Annotated in this window: 16 protein-coding genes and 1 pseudogene; 6 read left to right on the top strand and 11 right to left on the bottom strand. The window is 53.2% G+C overall.

The annotated features are described in order from the left end of the window. Positions 1 to 381: 381 nt before the first annotated feature. Entirely contained in the window at positions 382 to 1,302 is a 921-nt protein-coding gene (locus tag UC14_RS00665; protein ID WP_013576697.1) for a DUF808 domain-containing protein, read from the top strand. Positions 1,303 to 1,358: 56 nt separating this feature from the next. On the opposite strand, the gene UC14_RS00660 is transcribed toward UC14_RS00665, so the two are convergent. Beyond that, the gene (locus tag UC14_RS00660) at positions 1,359 to 2,129 is read right to left on the bottom strand and encodes a class I SAM-dependent methyltransferase (protein WP_013576698.1); all 771 of its coding nucleotides are present in this window, start codon (positions 2,127 to 2,129) and stop codon (positions 1,359 to 1,361) included. A gap of 138 nt (positions 2,130 to 2,267) precedes the next feature. Here UC14_RS00660 and UC14_RS00655 point away from each other — a divergent pair. The 3 genes and pseudogenes from UC14_RS00655 (at position 2,268) to sseA (ending at position 4,625) form a co-directional block, all read left to right on the top strand. Then, positions 2,268 to 3,058 (top strand): annotated as a pseudogene (locus tag UC14_RS00655) (helix-turn-helix transcriptional regulator). Positions 3,059 to 3,196: 138 nt separating this feature from the next. Then, on the top strand, positions 3,197 to 3,745 hold the full coding sequence (locus tag UC14_RS00650; RefSeq protein WP_013576700.1) for a GNAT family N-acetyltransferase: 549 nt from the start codon (positions 3,197 to 3,199) through the stop codon (positions 3,743 to 3,745). A 34-nt stretch (positions 3,746 to 3,779) separates the two neighbouring features. Beyond that, entirely contained in the window at positions 3,780 to 4,625 is an 846-nt protein-coding gene (gene sseA, locus UC14_RS00645; RefSeq protein WP_112151737.1) for a 3-mercaptopyruvate sulfurtransferase, read from the top strand. Positions 4,626 to 4,671: 46 nt separating this feature from the next. Here sseA and UC14_RS00640 read toward each other — a convergent pair whose 3' ends face one another. From UC14_RS00640 to purL, 6 genes are all read right to left on the bottom strand, one after another. Next, positions 4,672 to 5,478, bottom strand: coding sequence for a phosphate/phosphite/phosphonate ABC transporter substrate-binding protein (locus UC14_RS00640; protein ID WP_112197069.1), 807 nt, complete (start codon positions 5,476 to 5,478; stop codon positions 4,672 to 4,674). A gap of 12 nt (positions 5,479 to 5,490) precedes the next feature. Next, positions 5,491 to 6,498 carry a fatty acid desaturase gene (locus UC14_RS00635; RefSeq protein WP_112197068.1) on the bottom strand — a complete coding sequence of 336 codons (1,008 nt, stop codon included), beginning with the start codon at positions 6,496 to 6,498 and terminating at the stop codon, positions 5,491 to 5,493. A 100-nt stretch (positions 6,499 to 6,598) separates the two neighbouring features. Next, the gene (agp, locus tag UC14_RS00630) at positions 6,599 to 7,900 is read right to left on the bottom strand and encodes a bifunctional glucose-1-phosphatase/inositol phosphatase (RefSeq protein ID WP_015690317.1); all 1,302 of its coding nucleotides are present in this window, start codon (positions 7,898 to 7,900) and stop codon (positions 6,599 to 6,601) included. A 170-nt stretch (positions 7,901 to 8,070) separates the two neighbouring features. Further along, positions 8,071 to 8,691 (bottom strand): lipid IV(A) palmitoyltransferase PagP, encoded by a 621-nt coding sequence (pagP, locus tag UC14_RS00625; protein ID WP_013576705.1) that lies wholly within the window; start codon positions 8,689 to 8,691, stop codon positions 8,071 to 8,073. Between the two features lie 196 nt (positions 8,692 to 8,887). Further along, on the bottom strand, positions 8,888 to 9,511 hold the full coding sequence (gene pagP, locus UC14_RS00620) for a lipid IV(A) palmitoyltransferase PagP (protein WP_037036764.1): 624 nt from the start codon (positions 9,509 to 9,511) through the stop codon (positions 8,888 to 8,890). A 275-nt stretch (positions 9,512 to 9,786) separates the two neighbouring features. Further along, on the bottom strand, positions 9,787 to 13,680 hold the full coding sequence (purL, locus tag UC14_RS00615) for a phosphoribosylformylglycinamidine synthase (RefSeq protein WP_183065365.1): 3,894 nt from the start codon (positions 13,678 to 13,680) through the stop codon (positions 9,787 to 9,789). A gap of 275 nt (positions 13,681 to 13,955) precedes the next feature. On the opposite strand from purL, the gene mltF reads away from it, so the two are divergent. Beyond that, positions 13,956 to 15,416: a membrane-bound lytic murein transglycosylase MltF gene (gene mltF / locus UC14_RS00610; protein ID WP_013576708.1), complete on the top strand. Its 1,461-nt coding sequence runs from the start codon at positions 13,956 to 13,958 to the stop codon at positions 15,414 to 15,416. 18 nt (positions 15,417 to 15,434) lie between these two features. Here mltF and tadA read toward each other — a convergent pair whose 3' ends face one another. Genes tadA through murQ form a run of 4 tightly spaced genes read right to left on the bottom strand, consistent with a single transcriptional unit; the run spans position 15,435 to position 18,984 of the window. Continuing rightward, positions 15,435 to 15,992: a tRNA adenosine(34) deaminase TadA gene (tadA, locus tag UC14_RS00605; RefSeq protein WP_112197066.1), complete on the bottom strand. Its 558-nt coding sequence runs from the start codon at positions 15,990 to 15,992 to the stop codon at positions 15,435 to 15,437. Positions 15,993 to 16,033: 41 nt separating this feature from the next. Further along, complete coding sequence (gene yfhb / locus UC14_RS00600) at positions 16,034 to 16,672, bottom strand: phosphatidylglycerophosphatase C (protein WP_013576710.1); 639 nt, start codon at positions 16,670 to 16,672, stop codon at positions 16,034 to 16,036. A gap of 4 nt (positions 16,673 to 16,676) precedes the next feature. After that, the gene (locus UC14_RS00595; RefSeq protein WP_037037465.1) at positions 16,677 to 18,050 is read right to left on the bottom strand and encodes a PTS transporter subunit EIIC; all 1,374 of its coding nucleotides are present in this window, start codon (positions 18,048 to 18,050) and stop codon (positions 16,677 to 16,679) included. 28 nt (positions 18,051 to 18,078) lie between these two features. Further along, the gene (murQ, locus tag UC14_RS00590) at positions 18,079 to 18,984 is read right to left on the bottom strand and encodes an N-acetylmuramic acid 6-phosphate etherase (RefSeq protein WP_013576712.1); all 906 of its coding nucleotides are present in this window, start codon (positions 18,982 to 18,984) and stop codon (positions 18,079 to 18,081) included. 143 nt (positions 18,985 to 19,127) lie between these two features. Between murQ and UC14_RS00585 the strand changes: the two genes are divergently transcribed. Beyond that, positions 19,128 to 19,976, top strand: coding sequence for a MurR/RpiR family transcriptional regulator (locus UC14_RS00585; protein WP_037036757.1), 849 nt, complete (start codon positions 19,128 to 19,130; stop codon positions 19,974 to 19,976). Positions 19,977 to 20,062: the final 86 nt, after the last annotated feature.

The raw sequence follows: 20,062 nt of genomic DNA, 5'->3' as shown, positions 1-20,062 counted from the left end.
CGGACGTTAGTTTCGTTAATTAATGGGGCGGAAGCAATCCGTTGAATTAATTATCGGCGAATCAATGAAAGCGGACGTAATCGAATGTAAAGAAATTCAACCATTGTGGTAAAAATAAGGAGACAACGAAAGTAATCTTTTCAGTCACTCTAACTGCCGGAGAAATAGAGATATTTAATGGAGAAAGTATGGAGAGTTTTCAAAGTTATTTATAACCCGCACAACTTTTGCACAAATCGACGCCGGCATGCAATCACTGTTATGATTATTTTGTATGAATTTTCTGTTGCTGTGATCGCCTGCACTGTCAGGGCTACAGAGTTCGGTTTCCCGCGCGCGCGGAGAACCTTTGCATAATCATAATGATGAAAGGGAGTATTTATGGCGGGTGGTAGTCTTCTGGCCTTAATCGATGATATCGCATCGATTCTTGATGATGTGGCGGCAATGAGTAAAGTCGCTGCAAAAAAAACAGCCAGCGTGCTGGGTGATGATCTGGCGCTGAATGCACAACAGGTCACGGGAGTGAAAGCCGATCGCGAATTGCCGATCGTGTGGGCCGTTGCCAAAGGCTCGATGATCAACAAAGCCATTCTGGTTCCGCTGGCCTTACTGATCAGTGCGTTTATTCCCTGGGCCATCACCCCGTTGCTGATGATTGGCGGTGCCTATCTGTGCTACGAGGGTTTCGAAAAAATCGCCCATAAACTGATGCCGGGCGGGCATCATGAAGAAGAAAAACCGGCAGCCGCCGAAATAAAAAATGAAACAGAGGCTAAAACGCACGAAAAAGATAAGGTCAAAGGCGCAGTGCGCACCGACTTTATTCTTTCGGCTGAAATCATCGTAATCTCGCTGGGTATTGTTTCATCGGCGCCGTTCCTTAATCAGGTTACCGTGATGGTGCTGATTGCGGTGGCAATGACTATCGGGGTTTACGGGCTGGTCGGTGCGATAGTCAAAATTGACGACGCAGGTTTGTACCTGAGCAAGCTTGCCGGTGAAAGCAGCATCATGAAAGGTGTACGCGCCTTTGGCCGCGGCATCGTGAATCTCGCCCCCTGGCTGATGAAAATGCTTTCTGTCGTCGGCACCATCGCCATGTTCCTGGTCGGCGGCAGTATCATCAGCCACGGTCTGCCATTTATGCACAGCCTGATTGAGCCTCTGACGCACGGGCACGAAAGCTGGGTGAATACACTGATTACCGGTGCCACTGATTTAGTGGTGGGTCTGATTGTCGGTGCCGCCGTGCTGGCGCTGGTGATGACTGGACAGAAGGTGTTCGGTAAAAAATCATAATGCAGAAACATTGCGCCCTTCGTTATGCCGGAGGGCGCAATTCACCGCTATTCCCTTCAGTTCTTCGACGCCACCAGCATCATGATATCGCTGGTGAATGTGCCGTCAGGCTGGATCTCAAAATGTTTTACCACGTCGTCAGACATCTTTTTTTGCAGCTCGCGGATAGCGACGGCGAAATGTTCAGGCGTGCGCATGCGGGCGATCCAACTGGTGAACTCCAGCGGCAAACGATCTGTCGTCACTTCACGCGCAACCAGCCCGGCTTCAGCCACCATGTTCAGCCATTCGCCTGGTGAATAGTTGCAAACATGCGAGGTGTCGCGCAGCACTTCCACGGTTTGCAGATAAATATTCAGCAACGGATGCCCCGGCGACACCACATCCATCATGATAAATTTCCCGCCCGGCTTCAGCACACGCGCCACTTCACGCAGCGCCTGCCCGACATCATGCCAGTGGTGCGCGGAATAGCGGCTGATAATCACATCCGCGCTGCGGTCGTCGAACGGCAGCGATTCCGCCACGCCCTGTTGCACGGTGATATTCGTCAGTTGCTTATCCCGCGCAGCCTGCGCAACCACGTCCAGCATCTGTGACGACAAATCGTAAGCAATCACATTTTTAACCACACCTGCTGCGACAAAGCTGGCGTGCCCTGCCCCACAACCCAGATCAATGACCCGCGCCTCGTTATAGGGTGCCAGCAACCCCGCCAGACGGTGTAAATCAGCGCCCTGCGAGTGAACCGCACTGGTCAGATAATCCTGAGCCTGTGAACCAAACTGCTTATCTACGGCCTGACTGTGAGTATTTTTTGTGTTCATCATTGCTCCTGTCTGTCTTGTTTTTGTAATAAGAATGCGGGTTTCAAATGACCTCAAAATCACTATAGGCATTGTTCTATACGGGTACAATATGAGCGTTTATACTGGTATCAATTACACCCTGTTTAAGTGAATATTATGATTGATAACGCAGAGTCGCTCAGCGGACCGAAAGCGCTGGGCATGTTTTTACGGACTCACCGCGAACGCGTGACGCCGGAAATGGTCGGGCTTCCCGGTTCACCGCGCCGCAGAACCAGCGGTTTGCGCCGCAAGAACTGGCACAAATCAGCGGGATCAGCGCAACGTGGTATACGTGGATTGAACAGGGGCGCGATGTGTCCATTTCTGCTGCGACCCTTGACAGCCTGGCCAAAGCGCTGCGCATGGAACCTGCGGCACGAGAGTATTTATTCAGTCTGGCGTCGGTGAAAGATCCGCAGGTATTACCCTCTTCCGGCGCACCGGACGCCAGCCTGAAAGACTGTGTCAGTCAGTTCGCCTGCCCCGGTTATCTGCTCGACAGTAGCTGGAATGTACTGGCGTGGAATCCGCAAGCGGAGGCGTTGTTCAGTGGCTGGCTGGGGGTTGATGAACACCCTAATTTGCTGGATTTTATGTTCCTGCATCCGCTGGCACGCCAGTTGGTCACAAACTGGCCGGAACGCGCCAAACGTGTAGTGGCGGAGTTTCGTGCCGAGACCAGCCATTACGCCCATTCTGAAACAGTCCGTCAGTCGGTAATCAGCCTGCGCGATCGCAGTCACGAGTTCAATCAGTGGTGGTCGCAGCAGGAAGTGCTGGCGCGTGAAGGCGGTGAACGCCGTTTTCATCATCCGCTTCAGGGCGAAATCTGTTACCGGCAACAGACATTTTTCCCTGCCGGATATGCAGAATGTAAGCTGGTGATTCTGGTGCCGGAAGCGTAAAAAACGAGGGTGGCCAGCTTGCTGTTTTTTCTCGTTTAACTGGCGTTTTCACCAATTGACATACAGATGCCGGATATGTGAGGCTGATTTTTTTGGTTTCCTAAAATAATTGGTTTCCTCCATGACAGGATAATGCCCATGATGACTCGCCAGATCTATCAGGATGAAGAATTCGAAATTCGTGTAGCGACCGAACTTGAGGCCGTCACGCATTTAGCGGCGGTTAAAGCCTCCGTGAAGGAAATTGGCGCATGGGAATCCTGGTGTACGGATAAATATTCGCTTGAAGACAGCCGGAAATATCTGGCCGACAGCGAGCAGAAACGCCATCGCGGCGCAGAATTCAATTTCTGTGTATTTGAGCGTTCAGGCGGTAATCTGATTGGCAGTGTGGGCATCAACCGCATCACGCCGGAGTATAAATTCGCCAATCTCGGTTACTGGATCCGCACCGGTTATACCGGCCGCGGACTGGCGACGCTGGCAGCCAGAACGGCGGCGCGCTTTGCGTTTACCGAGCTGGAGCTGACCCGTCTGGAAATCGTGGTAATGGAGGGCAATGACCACAGCCGACGGGTGGCGGAAAAAACGGGCGCGATATCAGAAGGTCTGCACCGCAACCGGCTTTATTATCACGGCCAGCCGCGTGACGCCTGGATGTATTCCCTGATCCCGGGCGATCTCTGAGACTGGTTTCACAAAAAAGATAAGGCAACAGAACATGACTTTTTCTACCCATACCGTATCTACCGACTGGCTGGCGAAGAATCTGAACTCACCGGACGTGGTCATTATCGATTGTCGTAAATCCAAACCGGGCATTACACCGCCCATAGATTTCCACGCAAAATATCTCGAAACGCATATTCCCAATGCGATTTATGTGGAAGTCGACAGCATCTCTGATTGCACGACCGGCCTGCCACACATGATGCCGACAGCGGAAGAATTCGCTGCGTCGATGAGCCGTTTAGGCGTGGCCGATACGCAAACCATCGTCCTTTATGACGAAGGCGATTTATTCTCCGCGCCACGCGTGTGGTGGATGCTGACCAGTTTCGGAGCCAAAAGCGTACGCGTGCTGGATGGCGGTCTGAACGCATGGATTGCCGAAGGTAAGCCGGCGCAAAGTGGCGAGCACACCCGCGTGCCCACGACGTTCAACGCCAGACTGGTGCGTCCGGTGGTCGTGAGCGCAGAACAGGTCAAAGATGCCATCGGTAACGTGCAGATTATCGACGCCCGTTCACTGGCGCGTTTCAAAGCCGAGGCACCGGAACCACGTCCCGGGCTGCACGGCGGTCATATTCCCGGCAGCCTGAGTGTTCCGTTTACCGAATTGACGCAGGACGGACACCTGAAATCACCGCAGGATCTGAAGGCAACGTTTGAGCGTCTGGGTGTGGATCTGAATAAACCGGTGATCACCAGTTGCGGATCCGGCGTGACGGCCGCCGCACTGGCATTTGGGCTGGATTCTCTGGGTGTTAAAGACGTGCTGCTGTATGACGGTTCGTGGGCTGAATGGGGCGATATTAACGAAGATTTTCCGATCGAAACGCACTGATCCCATGATGCAGAAAAACGACAACCGGGCACCGTGCCCGGTTTTTTTATGTCGTTTTTTGCAATGCAGGCATCAGCTCACTGACGCCAAACGCCTGAGCTAATGCTTTCATCTGGCTGATGACGCGGTAAGCCTGCCGCGGCACTTCGGTAAATCCTTCAATAAGTAAGGGATGACTGATCGGTTCATCCACGATGTCATGTAACGCCTGCCGCAAAATTGCCAGATCCTCCGCAGAGGTCTCCCGAGAAGTAATCAACGGTAAACCCGGTACAGCGGCCGTTTGTCCGATCACCGCCAGCCCGCTGAGGGAGCGGGGTTCGCTACGGCGCAGGAGTTCCAGCGTCACGCAGTCAATTGCCGCGAGGTCGGCGAGATTCTGCTGAACGTAATGAAGCGATTCACGGTGGCTGCCGGTCGCCGTCGCCCGCGAGAAAAATGCTCCGTCTTGGGCCAGCGGCGCGACCAGTGCACGCAGGCTGTTATAACCTGACTGGGAGTCGGTGCTGTTAAACGCCAGCCGCCGGTGACGGAAACCGGCCAGATGCAATCCGGCATCCTCCTCACGCGCCAGCAAAAAACTACGGTAACGGAAACCGTCGCAACCGGGGGCGTGATAACTGAATGTGCCTACCAGCTGAACCTGCGGCAAGCTTTCCATCAGCGGGAAACCGCAGGTCTGGCTGAGCAGTAAATCCGATGCCTGCCAGTGTGAGAATAAATCCTGCGGCCAGTTAAGCCTGTCCGGCGTGGAGGCGAGGCCAAGTTGCCTGAGTTTTTGGCGTAACACTCCGGCGAACGCTTCCACATCAGCGCGAGAAACCGCGTACATCGGCAAAGACATCAGCATCATCTGGCCACTCCGTCAGGGGGTATCCTGCTGATAATCATAGTCGCCTGGCACGGATTGCGCCGGAGATTTCCCGGCGGCAAAAGGATGAGCTTCGACGTCAACGGGTGTCTGCGTGTGGTCACGGAACCACTGGCGATAGCCGTGCACCACAAAACCCCCGCTGCGCTGAATATAGGCTTCGCGGTCAGCGACATAGATCTGGCGCAGCGCATACCATGGCACGCCGGGTAAATCGTGATGCACCAGATGATAATTCAGATTCAGAAACAGTAAACGCCACAAAAAACCGGCTTCATTCAGCGTTGATCTGGCCTGCGGCGCATGCTCTGCGCGATGCTCAAAGAAAGAACGAACTTTGGTCAGACTGAGTGCCGGATAACTTACTGCGAAAATAAAATACAGCGGCGACAGCCCGCGTTGCGCCATCCCGCTGAACACAACCACCAGCAATGCGCCATGTATCAGCCACATCCCCACTGTGCGCCACTCACCGCGCAACACGGCTATCAGCGCGCCGGTCAGCGTACTGACGATATCCAGTAACGGGCCAATGAGCATTCTTCCCGGCAAGGTATTGCGCAGACGGACAACGGCCTTCATGGCGGGCGACAGACTTTCCCAACTGGCGCGGCTGAAATAATAGGCTTCAGGATCATCGCCGGGCAGCGTCAGATGTTCATTGCGGTGATGTTGCAGATGCGTGTCGCGATACAGGCCATAGGGATACCAGACCGCCAGCGGCAGCGTGCCAATCAGCTGATTCAGCCAGGGTTTGCGGGTCGGATGCCCGTGGATGAGTTCATGTTGCAGCGACATATACCAGGTCGTGAACCAGATAAGCACAGGCGTTGCGAGCCATGGCCCGAGATTATTCCAGAAATACACTGCCGCAAACCAGCCGCTGTAAACCGAGACAATCAGTAGCCAGGTGGGGATTTCCCGCCGCCACCAGAAATGGTGCGAACGGAGGGTGATTTTGGCCCGCTGACGGGCGCTGAGGTAAAACGAAGAGGACGCCATAATGTGCCAGAGTCAGGGAACCTGACACATTATCGGGTAACGAATGGATGCCGCTAACTAACTTAAATCACTATCTATTGCCAGCTAGCGGCTAACAGACTCAGCCCTTCATATCTTTTTGCAGTGCCTGAGTAAATTGTTCCATCGGGCAGAAGCCCTGTTTGTCGGCGGTACATCCTTCAATGTGCAGCGTCACACGTTCCGGCGGATTTTTCAGACTCAGCGCCACATTGTTGCGGATCTGACGGGCGGTCGGATAAACGTATTCAATTTTCATCAGATCCTTATCCGCTTTCTTGTCATGCCAGCGCTGGAAGACCACCGTGCCGCTGATAGGCGTCCGCTCGTACTGCCCCGGCAACTGATAATCCTGCGTTTTCAGTGCGGCCAGCAAGGAAGCGATATTCGAATCGTGCCCGACCAGCACCGCCAGTTTTGCCTGTTGCGCGGCTTTCTGATCGGCGGTTGACGCCAGTTTCGGGTCCAGCGCACCGGCAATAAAGGTCAGCAATGGTTTAGCCGCGTTGGCAGCAATCGCCGGCGAGCCGAAAAGTGTTTCGTGATACAGATTTTTGATGGTTTCCAGCTTTGTCCATTGGTCTGGCGTATCAATTTTACCCCAGGCAACATCTTTCATCGGGAAACCTTCGTAGTACTGCAACATGAACGCATCGGTCGCCCCGGTGGCCATACGCAGCGGCCCGGTAATGCCCGGTTCTTTGCCCTGTGTCAGCACCACGTCTGACGGCTGCGAAGCCAGATCGCACTGCTGTTTCTCTTTACAGATTTTACTGTTTTTATAATCGAGGATGCTTTCCAGCAACTGATAGTTCGGCTTGAGACGCTGATTCAATCCCGTCAGACCGCCCTCACCCGCGTGCTGATTAATGGAATTCAGGGCGCTGGTTTTGAAGGTATCGTTCACTTCTGCGGTAATAATCGGGTTAAACACCGGATCCATCTTGCCGATTTCTACGCGGTTAAGCACCGCGACATCGCAGCCGGGAAAAGCGCCGGTGGTGAAGTGTTTCGCGGTATCAATGGTGCGCGGCAAACTGTTGGCGTAGGTAAAGACCTGCGCATTTTCAGGGCACCCGGCGGCAGGCAGCAGTTTGTCTTTCGCCAGCCAGGCACGGAAATAATGCCCCATATGTTCGGAAACCTGACCGCCTTTCGGTGTCAGCAAACCGCCTTCGGTTTTCCATACCGGCCAGGTGTGTGTTGTCGATTCGGCCAGCACATCGCCATAATTGACCAACGGGGCGCGGATACCGTGCCGGCTAAGCACCAGAACCTGTTGCAGTTCTAAATTATCGGACTGGGCGGCCTGAGCGACGGGCAACGTGAGAGGTAAAACGCAGGCAAGTGCAGACAATGCAAAATAACGGGATGCTTTTTTCACGAGTGATCCTCTTGATGAAGTGTTTTGTAGATTCCCTGAAAACAAAAAACACCGCAGAAGCCAACAGATTGATTCCTGCGGTGAATTTTTAGCATAGTGGAATATTCATCAGAAGTGGGGGATCAGGTTCACAACCTGTGGCCGGGCTTTGTACAGTCACAAAAAACGCATCAGAACTGATAACGCAGCCACGCAAAGAACACATTGCCGTTATTGTAGGTTCCCGGAATATACGTCGCCTGGAAGGTCAGTTTGTTATAGCCGACAGAAGCCAGCGGTAAAACAATCGGGATAGGAATATATTCATAATCGTCACGCGCCGTCACCGCCGCGGTATACCCCAGCCCTAAGCGAAAGTTTTTATCTTCTGCTGGCGTCCATATTTTTTCCCAGCCGTAACCGCCGATGGGTTCCCATTTATTGTGGGAATCTTTAAACGCCATAAAATAAATGCCATTCCAGTTACCCTTTTCATCATATCTGGAAATACCATAGCCTCCCCCCCACGGACGTTCGTTGTATTTATCGGTTTTCTCTTTATCGTAGGTCAGACGGTTATGCCAGGTGATTACCGGCAGATACAAATCCTGTGCATCAGAATCATTCCAGGTCGTTGATACTTTATCGGTGAAGTCTGACCACACGTTCGCAGCCAGCGATTTGTACTGAATGGTATCGGGATCGCTGACGGGATTAGTACCACTATTATTAGCTGATGCTGACGCACTCACACTGATGGCGCCAAAAAAAATGATTTCCCTGATAACGTTTCTAATATTAACGATGTGCATTTATTGTTTTAACTCCATGTTGAAGCTCTATCATAACTCCATCATGAATGAAGAATATAAACACGGATAAAACAAAAATACTGTAAATCGTTAATCATCTGAATTTTAAGAAAATGGTTTTCCAATTATCAGATTTTTCCTGAAACCAATACAACATTTCTTACACTCACAAACATTACTTTAAAGACTATTCCTATTAAATTTGCAAACGCAGCCAGCCAAAAAGTACATTCCCCTTAGAATTTGTACCGGGAATATAGGTAGCCTGGAAAGTCAGTCTCGAGTACCCGACAGACACCAGCGGCAGGACTAACGGGAAGGGGACGTAATCATAATTATCCCGCGCCGAAACAGCGGTTATATACCCTGCCCCCAGACGAAATTCTTTATCATCCAGTGGCTGCCATATTTTTTCATAAGCGTAACCGGCCACAGGCTCCCATTTATTAAAGGAGTCTTTAAAGGCCATTGCATAAATCCCGTGCCAGTTTCCTTTTTCATCATAACGTGAAATACCATAACCGCCGCCCCACGGATGTTCATTATACCCATCAATTTGTTTTTGACTGTGTGTATGCCGGTTATGACGCGTTAATACAGGCAGAAAGAGATCCTGCTGCTGAGGTGCCATCCATGTTTCAGCAACATTATTTTTATAGGAATCCCATAAGCCTTTATCATTTTCTTGCGAGGAAACATTCTGCTGCTGAGAATTAATAACATTATCTTGCGCCTTAACATTAATTGAAAGCAATAATGAAAAGGTTAAAAATGCAAAAGCGAATGCTGCGCGATAATTCACGGAATATAAATTTTTCATTGGCGTTAAAGCCCTGTTGAGTTGACCGGGGCAGTATATAACGACAAACACATATAAATAGTTAATCATTAATTAAGCAATGATAAACCACATGAATATAATAAAGTTATTTCATTATAAAACAATGCATTAGAAATTTATGGTCGCGTGTAAACTGAAATTTTCTTTTACACAGAGCCGCTTTGGCTGAAGTTTACTTCTTTGCCGGATACCCGGATACAAAAAATCCGCAGGCTTTCGCACTGCGGATTTTTATTACTGAGGCTTATTAAGCATCAACCAAGCTGTTTACGCGCATTACGGAACATGCGCATCCACGGGCTGTCTTCGCCCCACTCTTCCGGATGCCAGGAGTTGCTGACCGTGCGGAAAACACGCTCCGGGTGCGGCATCATTACAGTGACGCGGCCTGACAGGTTAGTGACCGCGGTGATCCCGTTCGGGGAGCCGTTAGGGTTCGCCGGATAGTTTTCGGTCGCATGACCGTTATTATCCACAAAGCGCAGCGCCACCAGATTGCTGTGCTCGATTTGCGCCAGATGCGCGGCGTCACGGACTTCCACGTGTCCTTCGCCGTGGGAAACCGCGATTGGCATACGTGAACCGGCCATGCCCTGCATAAACATCGACGGGCTGGCCGTCACTTCCACCAGGCTGAAACGCGCTTCGAAGCGGTCAGACAGGTTACGCACGAAGCGTGGCCAATGCTCTGCGCCCGGGATCAGCTCTTTGAGGTTAGACATCATCTGACAACCGTTACACACGCCCAGTGCCAGCGTCTGCGGACGGTGGAAGAATTCTTCAAACTCTTCGCGCACGCGGTCGTTGAACAGGACGGATTTCGCCCAGCCTTCACCCGCACCCAGCACGTCACCGTAAGAGAATCCACCGCACGCTACCAGCGTGTGGAAATCCTGTAAATCACGGCGACCGGCCAGCAGGTCACTCATATGCACGTCAACCGCATCGAAACCGGCACGGTGGAAAGCAGCAGCCATTTCAACGTGTGAGTTCACACCCTGCTCGCGCAGAACGGCGACTTTCGGACGCGCACCTTTGGCGATGTATGGCGCGGCTACGTCTTCATCCGGAGCGAAAGTCAGTTTGACGTTCAGACCCGGATCGAGATCGTTGGTTTTCGCCTGATGTTCCTGATCGGCACATTCAGGGTTATCGCGCAGACGCTGCATCTGCCAGGTGGTTTCTGCCCACCAGGTGCGCAGCGTGGTACGGCTTTCGCTGTACACCGGCTTACTGCCGGAAGTGATGATGAAGCGATCGCCGGTTTCCACGGTACCGAGGTAATGCGTGCAATCCGCCAGACCAAAATCAGCCAGGGTTTTTTCCACCGCTTCACGGTCTGATGCACGAACCTGGATCACGGCGCCCAGTTCTTCGTTGAACAATGCAGCCAGCACATCGTTGCCCAGCGCAGCAATATCTGCAGTCAGGCCGCAATGTCCGGCAAAGGCCATTTCAGCCAGCGTCACCAGCAAACCACCGTCGGAACGGTCATGGTAGGCCAGCAATTTCTGTTCAGATACCAGCGCCTGCATGGCGTTGAAGAAGCCACCCAGTTGCTCTGCGCTGCGAACGTCAGCAGGCGTGTTACCGAGCTGGCGGTAAACCTGTGCCAGCGCTGTCGCGCCCAGTGCGTTATGACCTGCCCCCAGATCCACCAACAGTAATGCGGTGTCACCCTGGTCGGTGCGCAGTTGCGGCGTCACGGTATGGCGGACGTCTTCGACACGGGCAAACGCGGTGATTACCAGCGACAGCGGAGACGTCATTTCGCGTTGTTCGTTACCTTCCTGCCAGCGGGTTTTCATCGACATGGAGTCTTTGCCCACCGGAATAGTAATACCCAGCGCCGGACACAGTTCTTCGCCCACCGCTTTTACAGCCGCGTATAAACCGGCATCTTCGCCCGGGTGACCGGCCGCAGACATCCAGTTAGCAGAAAGCTTAACGCGTTTCAGGCTGCCGATTTCCACCGCAGCAATATTCGTGAGCGCTTCACCAACGGCCATGCGACCAGAGGCAGCGAAGTCCAGCAAGGCAACCGGAGCGCGTTCGCCCAGTGACATCGCTTCGCCGTGGTAGCTGTCGAGGCTGGCGGTGGTGACTGCGCAGTCGGCTACCGGGATCTGCCACGGGCCGACCATCTGGTCGCGCGCGACCATGCCGGTGACGGTGCGGTCGCCGATGGTGATCAGGAAGGTTTTCTCAGCAACGGCTGGCAAATGCAGAACGCGATTTACCGCTTCCGCAATCTGGATGTTTTCCGCATTCAGGTCGTCACCTTTCGCTTTCAATGTGGTGACGTCGCGGGTCATTTTTGGCGTTTTACCCAGCAGGACATCCAGCGGCATATCAATTGGCTGGTTGTCGAAATGGCTGTCTTTCAGAGAAAGATGCATTTCTTCGGTGGCTTCACCGATGACCGCATAAGGGGCACGTTCACGCTGGCAGATTGCATCAAACTGTTCAAGCTGTGCCGGAGACACCGCCAGCACATAACGTTCCTGTGATTCGTTACACCAGACTTCCAGCGGGCTCATGCCCGGTTCGTCGTTCAGGATGTCACGAAGCTGGAAACGACCGCCACGGTTGCCATCGCTGACCAGTTCCGGCATGGCGTTGGATAAACCGCCGGCACCGACATCATGGATAAATAAAATCGGGTTGGCTTCGCCCAGTTGCCAGCAGCGGTCGATCACTTCCTGACAACGGCGTTCCATTTCCGGGTTGTCGCGCTGTACGGAAGCAAAATCCAGATCGGCATCAGACTGGCCGGAAGCCATAGAAGACGCCGCGCCGCCCCCCAGACCGATATTCATCGCCGGGCCGCCAAGTACAATCAGTTTCGCGCCAACCGTGATTTCACCTTTCTGCACGTGATCGGCACGGATGTTGCCGATACCGCCCGCCAGCATGATCGGTTTGTGGTAACCGCGCAGTTCAGGGCCGTTGTGACTATTGACGTTTTCTTCGTAAGTACGGAAGTAGCCCAGCAACGCCGGACGACCGAATTCGTTGTTAAATGCTGCGCCGCCCAGCGGGCCATCGGTCATGATATCCAGCGCGGTAACGATACGATCCGGCTTACCGAAATCTTCTTCCCACGGCTGTTCGAAACCAGGAATACGCAGGTTTGACACGGAGAAACCGACCAGACCGGCTTTCGGTTTCGCGCCGCGACCGGTTGCACCTTCGTCACGGATTTCACCGCCGGAACCTGTGGCCGCACCCGGCCACGGAGAGATCGCCGTCGGGTGGTTATGGGTTTCGACCTTCATCAGGATATGCGCCTGCTCCTGATGGAAATCGTACAGACCGTCTTTCGCATCGGCGTAGAAGCGACCGACCTGCGAACCTTCCATCACGGCGGCGTTATCTTTATACGCGGACAGCACGTGATCGGGAGTGTGTTCGAACGTGTTCTTGATCATCTTAAACAGGGATTTCGGCTGCGTTTCGCCGTCGATAATCCAGTCTGCGTTGAAGATTTTGTGACGGCAGTGTTCTGAGTTTGCCTGTGCGAACATATACAGTTCGATGTCCGTCGGGTTGCGCCCCAACGACGTAAAGGCATCCATCAGATAATCAATTTCGTCCTGAGCCAGTGCCAGACCTAATTTGGTGTTGGCGGCTTCCAGAGCGCCACGGCCAACGCCCAGGATATCCACATGCTGCACCGGAGCCGGCTGATGCTGCGCAAACAGCGCGCTGGCGTCTTCCAGATGACCAAAGACAGTTTCCATCATGCGGTCATGCAGTAATGCGCCCAGTTCATTCCACTGTGGTTCGGTCAGTTGCGGCGCCTGTACATAAAATGCCAGACCGCGTTCCAGACGCACAACCTGCGACAAGCCGCAATTGTGTGCAATATCGGTAGCTTTGGAAGACCACGGAGAAATGGTGCCAGGGCGCGGGGTAACCAGCAGTAAACGACCAGAAGGAGCGTGTTCAGCGAGAGAAGGACCGTATTTCAGGAGGCGTTGTAACTTGGTTTGTTCGTCCGAACTCAGCGGCGCGCTGACATCGGCAAAATGTACATATTCGGCGTAGATATCGCTGACCGGAAGACGGGCTTCCTGACAACGGGACAACAATTTGTTAATGCGAAAAGCCGACAAAGCGGGCGAACCACGCAGTATTTCCATAATCACAGATCTCTCGTCTTCGAAGACACTGACCACAGTGCTTCTTTGGGCGCAACAGGGGGAAAACGCGGGCTATTATAAAGAAAGCTGACGCCCGACGAAACCGTTTGCGCAGGGAAACTTGATATTCATTTATAGCCCCACATATTTTACGGATATCATGAATAAAGTTGCAGACTGCCGTTTTGTTGAGCAAAATGCGTCAGCACTGGGGATATAGCCATACTAACTGCACAGCATAGCGTAAAAAAACAAGAGCGCCGCAGCGAGATAACTATTTGACGCGACTAAAAATTAATTATGTTCTGATGGGGATCGCCGCCCTGTTACTGGCGCTGGCTTTATGGCCGGCAGTCCCGTGGCACAGAGGTGAAGGCGACCAACTGGATCAAATAAAATCCCGTGGAGAATTGCGCGTAAGCACGCTCAATTCTCCACTGACTTTTATGAACTCCCCGGAAGGCAATCTCGGTTTCGATTACGAACTGGCTAAACGCTTTGCAGATTATCTGGGCGTGCAGCTGGTCGTGACACAGCACACCACCATTGAGAGCATGTTCGACGATCTGGATCATGATAATACTGACATGCTGGCTTCCGGTCTGGTGTACAACAATGAGCGGCTGAAAAACTACCGTGCTGGCCCGGAATACTATTCCGTTTCCCAGCAACTGGTTTACCGGCAGGGATCAGTGCGCCCGAAAAGCTTCGCAGACATCAAAGGCTCGCTGGTGGTGTCTGCTGGCAGCGCGCATATCGCCACACTGGAAGCCGCCAGCAAAAAGTATCCCGACCTCGCATGGACCACGACCGATAAGATGTCACCACGCGATCTGTTGCAGCAAGTCGAGAACGGTAAACTTGATTATACGCTGGGCGATTCGGTGACCATCGCCCTGATGCAGCGTGTTTATCCGCGTCTTGCGGTGGCTTTTGATGCGACTGACGACGAACCTGTGACCTGGTACTACCGCAAACAACCTGATGACGATAGCCTTTCTGCCGCCATGCTGGACTTTTTCAGCCAGATTTCAGAAGACGGCACCCTGGAAAAGCTGGAAGAGAAATATCTCGGGCACGTGGGCGATTTTGATTACGTTGATACCCGGACTTTCCTCAATGCCATCGACAGTACGCTGCCGGATTTACAGCCGCTGTTCGAAAAGTATGCCGGGAATATTGACTGGCGTTTACTGGCGGCTATCGCCTATCAGGAGTCCCACTGGGATCCGCAGGCAAAATCCCCGACCGGTGTACGGGGTGTGATGATGCTGACCCGCGCTACCGCTGGCGGATTGAATGTCGACGACCGGACTGATGCCGAACAAAGCATTCGTGGCGGTGCCCAGTATCTGTCGCATCTGATGGATAAAATGCCGGAATCTGTTCCGCAGGATGAACGGATCTGGTTTGCGCTGGCAGCCTATAACATGGGTTACGGCCATATGCTGGATGCCCGCAAACTGACGGCGCAACAGAAAGCCAATCCGGACAGCTGGGCAGATGTGAAACAGCGTCTGCCGATGCTGAATCAGAAACGCTTCTTTAGCCGGACGACTTACGGTTATGCACGCGGTACACAGGCATATAACTATGTGGAGAATATCCGTCGTTATCAGCTGAGTCTGGTGGGATATCTGATGGAAAAGGAAAAACAGCAGGCACAGAAAGCGGCCTTGCAGGCTCAGTTAGGTCAGGGATATCCGGTGGTGAATGCGCAGGAAGCGCTGGCACCGTAAGACTGGCAGGCCTGTTTCTCAGGCCTGATCATCTGCCGCATCACCGGCCTGCGCGGCACGCTCTGCCAGTCGCAGCGCTTTTTTCTGGCTGCGGCGAAAACGAAAAAATGCACTCAGTTGTTCCGAACACGCTTCTGCCAGCACACCCGCCGTAATCTCCACCTGATGATTCATGCCCGGATGGCGCAATACATCGAGCAAAGAGCCCGCTGCGCCGGTTTTGGCATCAGCGGCACCATACACCACGCGACGGATCCGGCTGTGGATCATCGCCCCCGCGCACATAACACAAGGTTCCAGCGTAACGTACAATGTGGCATTGAGCAGACGATAATTTTGCACGGCGTTGCCGCCCTGACGTAATGCCATGATTTCGGCATGCGCTGTCGGATCATGATGGCCGATAGACCGGTTCCAGCCTTCACCAATCACCTGATTGTCTAAAACCAGTACCGCCCCCACAGGCACTTCACCCTCATCCTGCGCTTTCAGCGCCAGATTCATAGCATGTCGCATCCAGTGTTCATCATCATTTATTACTGCCAACTCTGCGTCTGCCACTTCAACCTCAATCATTTTTTACCGGCAGACATTTTATCTGAATTTTGCGCTGGCGGTTATTCCAGTTGCTGTAACTCGCCCTGTTTACTGACGCGAAAACGATGCTCACAAAAGAACAACAACGGATTGTCCTGTTTGCTGTCGCTGTATCCGCTGTAAAGTTTAAGCGGTGAGCCAATGCGGCTTTCGAGTTGCACGACTTTCTCTTCACCCAGACAACGCAAGGGCAGCACCCATCCGCCTTTGCCACGGGCGATCCGGCTGCCGACCAGACGAACCTGCGGCAAAAACAGGGACGTATTATAGACCTGCTGCACCAGATTTTCCGGCGACCCGGTGATCAGCCAGACTTCGGTATCCTCGCTGTCGAGATATTCACGCAGCCTGCGCTGCACCACCGGAAACTCCACCACTTTCTCGCGAAACGCAGCGACAAATTGCAGCTCCAGTGCTTTCAGACGCGCTTCACCGTGGCCGAAGGTAATCGACCACAGCAACAGGCTCATGGGCCAGCGCGCGGCGCGCCCGTGAATAAACAGTCCGATTCCCACCAGCGGCAGAACCGGCACGACTAAAATCAGATTCTGCGGCATCCGCCTGAGCAAAAACCGCAGAAAGCTACCGAACATATCCTGCTGGTGCAGGGTGCCATCAAGATCAAAAAAGACCACCCGCCGATCAGGCTTCGTACTCAATCCGCTACTCCTCGGGATCGTTGAACCCCATCAACCAGGTAAAAATAAAACCAGCCAATACCGTAATGACTAAACCCGTCAGATACAACATCACTTTGCCGGAAATAATGGTCAGCGCCAGCGGCAGCCCGGAAATACCAAACGTGATAACTGTCGCGACTTTCCAGTAACAGATTAGCGCACCACCGACGGCTCCGCCCAGACACGCGCCAATAAAAGGGCGGCCGAGCGGCAGCGTAACACCGAATATCAGCGGTTCACCGATGCCGAGAATGCCCACCGGTAGCGCCCCTTTAATCACTTTTTTCAGCCGCGGGTTTCGGGTTTTAATATAAACTGCGATTGCCGCTCCCACCTGCCCCACACCGGCCATGGCTAAAATCGGCAGCAGCGGATTAGAACCATGTGCCTGGATCAGCTCAACGTGGATCGGCACCAGCCCCTGATGCAGACCGGATAACACCAGCGGCAGAAATGTCCCTGCCAGCACCGCGCCCACCAGTAATCCGCCTTTATCAATAGCGATATTAACGCCATGTGCGATGCCGTCAGAGATATAGCCACCGATCGGCTGAAGGATGACAATCGCCAGTGTCGCAGTAATAAGTGTAGTAATCAGTGGATTGAGGATCAGTTCGACCGACTCCGGCAGCCACTGACGCAACCTTTTCTCCAGCCAGCACATCAGCGCAACGACCAGCAATACTGCGATCACACCGCCGCGACCGGGCTGTAAAGCTTCACCAAACAGGGTAATTTGCGCCAGTGCAGGGCTGGAGAGAATCCCCGCCATTACGCCGCCCATGGCCTGAGAACCGCCGAAAACGCGCGCCGCATTCACGCCAACTAAAATATTCATGATGGCAAACACAGCGCCACCAAAAATCGCCAGCAAGCCAAGCACATTAGGATAATCAAGGGCAATGGAACCGGCGATATCCGGCCGCTTGAGCAGATTGATAATGCCCATAATCAACCCCGAGGCGATAAATGCCGGGATCAGCGGGATAAATACATCAGCCAGTTTGCGCAGCGCCCCACTCATCGGCGCAGAGTATTTTGTTTTGGCGCTGGCTTTATTGCGGGCAATCTCGCTTTCATCACCTGGCGAACTCACCGTCCCGGCAGGATTAAGCAACAGACGCATCGCATCCACCACTTTTGCCGCCGCGCCAGGGCCGACAATGAACTGATGCTGGTCACCCTGCTTCAGGTAACCTTTGATACCTTCAAGCGTTTTCAGGCTGGTCAGATCCAGCCGATTATCGTCGTGCACTTCCACACGCACGCGGGTCATGCAGTTTTCCAGTTTGCTGATATTCCGTTCGCCGCCGACACCCTGCAGAATCTGGGAAGCCAGCCGCTGCGTTTTATCCATTGCCATCGCCATGCTCAACTCCTTGAGGTTAATCAGCCAGTGCGGCGCGCAGGAATCCGTTATGTTGCACCAGTCGTGCTTTCGCCTGTGATGCATCAATACCAGCCAGTAGCATGAGAATAGCCGGTTTAACGTCAAAATCAGTCTGAGACAGCGCCAGCTCAGCATCATGGCGTGCCGCGCCCGTGGCCTCGACAACGATCCGGCAGGCACGATCGACCAGTTTGACGTTGGTCGCTTTCACGTCGACCATCAGGTTCTGATAAACCTTGCCACTTTTGACCATCGCCCCGGTTGAAATCATATTCAGCACCAGCTTCTGCGCCGTGCCGGATTTCAAGCGCGTTGAACCGGTCAGCGCTTCCGGCCCTACAACCGGAGAAATCGCGATGCTGGCTTCGCGCGCAATCGGAGAATCAGGGTTACAGGAAATCGCTACTGTGGCGCAGCCCATTTCTGTGGCATAGCGCAAAGCGCCAATGACATAAGGCGTACGTCCGCTCGCAGCTAATCCGACAACGGTGTCCTGAGCCTTCAGATTCAGATTCTTTAAATCTTCAACACCCAGCGCTTCGCTGTCTTCTGCCCCTTCCACCGCTTTAAGCAGCGCGCCCGGCCCACCGGCAATTAACCCGACAACCATGCCGTGCGGAACGCCAAACGTCGGCGGGCATTCAGACGCATCAAGAACGCCGAGGCGGCCACTGGTACCGGCACCGAGATAAATCAGACGCCCGCCAGCCTGAAATGACGCAGCGGCTTTATCGATAGCCAAGGCAATCTGCGGCAGAACCTTGTTGATGGCTTCCGGCACTTTGCGGTCTTCCTGATTAAAACAGGCCACCAGTTCCAGCGTAGACATCTCATCTAAATTCATCGTATCCGGATTTCGGCTTTCTGAAACCAGTGCCCCTAAATTAAGATCTGTGTTCATGCTTCTCTCCTGAATTTTTAATTCAAATTTATTACTCAATATTTGAATATATTATTCATCAATGCGAGGAATATTTGCTATTTTAGATAACATAATCCGTAAAATGTGATGCAAGTATTCAGACACACCGGGATAAATCCTCCATGAGTTGTATGATCCGTATCCGCCAGCTTTATCCGACGCTGGCGCAAAATGACCGAAAACTGGCTGATTTTCTACTGGCTCAGCCGGAGAAAGCGCGTCATATGAGTTCGCAGAAACTGGCTGAAATAGCGGGTGTCAGCCAGTCTGGCGTGGTGAAATTTGCCCAAAAACTTGGCTATAAAGGCTTCCCCGCGCTGAAACTCGCAATGAGTGAATCCCTGGCATCACCGGAAAACAGTGAGCCGGTGACGGTGCATAATCAGATTTTAAGCACCGACAGCCTGCATGTTGTGGGGGAGAAATTACTGGCAGAGAAACAGTCGGCGCTTCGCGCAACACTGGATATTAACAGCGAACCGCGTCTGCAAATTGCGTTGTCGATGCTCACCGGTGCCCGAAAAATTGTGCTGAGCGGTATTGGCGCATCCGGATTAGTGGCGAAGGATCTGGCGTATAAGTTGCTGAAAATCGGGGTCACGGCCATTGCCGAATCCGATACTCATGTCCTGGTTGCTACCGTGCAGGCGCTGTCGAAAGAAGATTTATTGCTGGCGATTTCCTTCAGCGGTGAACGGAACGAAATCAATCTCGCGGCAAAAGTCGCCCGCGAGAGTGGTGCAAAGGTCCTGGCCATTACCGGTTTTTCACCCAATACCCTGCAACAACAGGCAGACCATTGTTTGTATACAGTGGCAGAATTACCTGCGACCCGCGGCGCGGCGCTCTCGGCCACCACGGCGCAATATTCCCTGACTGATTTGCTGTTTGTCGCGCTGGTTCAACAGGATACAGCGCACGCGCCGGAGCGGATCCGCCACAGCGAAGAACTGGTGAAAAAGCTGATTTGATCAGGATCATTGGGGGCGTGGAAAGGCATGAATGCAGAACCTACACCAGCGCAATTCTGCTATACTGCGCGCCCTGATTATTGACC

It is taken from the genome of Rahnella sp. NRRL B-41462 (genome assembly GCF_003263525.1).
Classification (GTDB): domain Bacteria; phylum Pseudomonadota; class Gammaproteobacteria; order Enterobacterales; family Enterobacteriaceae; genus Rahnella; species Rahnella aceris.
Note: the sequence above shows the minus strand (reverse complement) of the source record. Positions and strands in the feature narration are given on the sequence as shown.

Coding starts and splice junctions, on each gene's coding strand:
- pagP (WP_037036764.1), bottom strand. CDS start 9,511: ATGAAAAATTTATATTCCGTGAATTATCGCGCAGCATTCGCTTTTGCA.
- pagP (WP_013576705.1), bottom strand. CDS start 8,691: ATGCACATCGTTAATATTAGAAACGTTATCAGGGAAATCATTTTTTTT.
- UC14_RS00640 (WP_112197069.1), bottom strand. CDS start 5,478: ATGATGCTGATGTCTTTGCCGATGTACGCGGTTTCTCGCGCTGATGTG.
- UC14_RS00585 (WP_037036757.1), top strand. CDS start 19,128: ATGAGTTGTATGATCCGTATCCGCCAGCTTTATCCGACGCTGGCGCAA.
- sseA (WP_112151737.1), top strand. CDS start 3,780: ATGACTTTTTCTACCCATACCGTATCTACCGACTGGCTGGCGAAGAAT.
- tadA (WP_112197066.1), bottom strand. CDS start 15,992: ATGATTGAGGTTGAAGTGGCAGACGCAGAGTTGGCAGTAATAAATGAT.
- UC14_RS00665 (WP_013576697.1), top strand. CDS start 382: ATGGCGGGTGGTAGTCTTCTGGCCTTAATCGATGATATCGCATCGATT.
- UC14_RS00660 (WP_013576698.1), bottom strand. CDS start 2,129: ATGAACACAAAAAATACTCACAGTCAGGCCGTAGATAAGCAGTTTGGT.
- UC14_RS00635 (WP_112197068.1), bottom strand. CDS start 6,498: ATGGCGTCCTCTTCGTTTTACCTCAGCGCCCGTCAGCGGGCCAAAATC.
- murQ (WP_013576712.1), bottom strand. CDS start 18,984: ATGAACACAGATCTTAATTTAGGGGCACTGGTTTCAGAAAGCCGAAAT.
- UC14_RS00595 (WP_037037465.1), bottom strand. CDS start 18,050: ATGGATAAAACGCAGCGGCTGGCTTCCCAGATTCTGCAGGGTGTCGGC.
- UC14_RS00650 (WP_013576700.1), top strand. CDS start 3,197: ATGATGACTCGCCAGATCTATCAGGATGAAGAATTCGAAATTCGTGTA.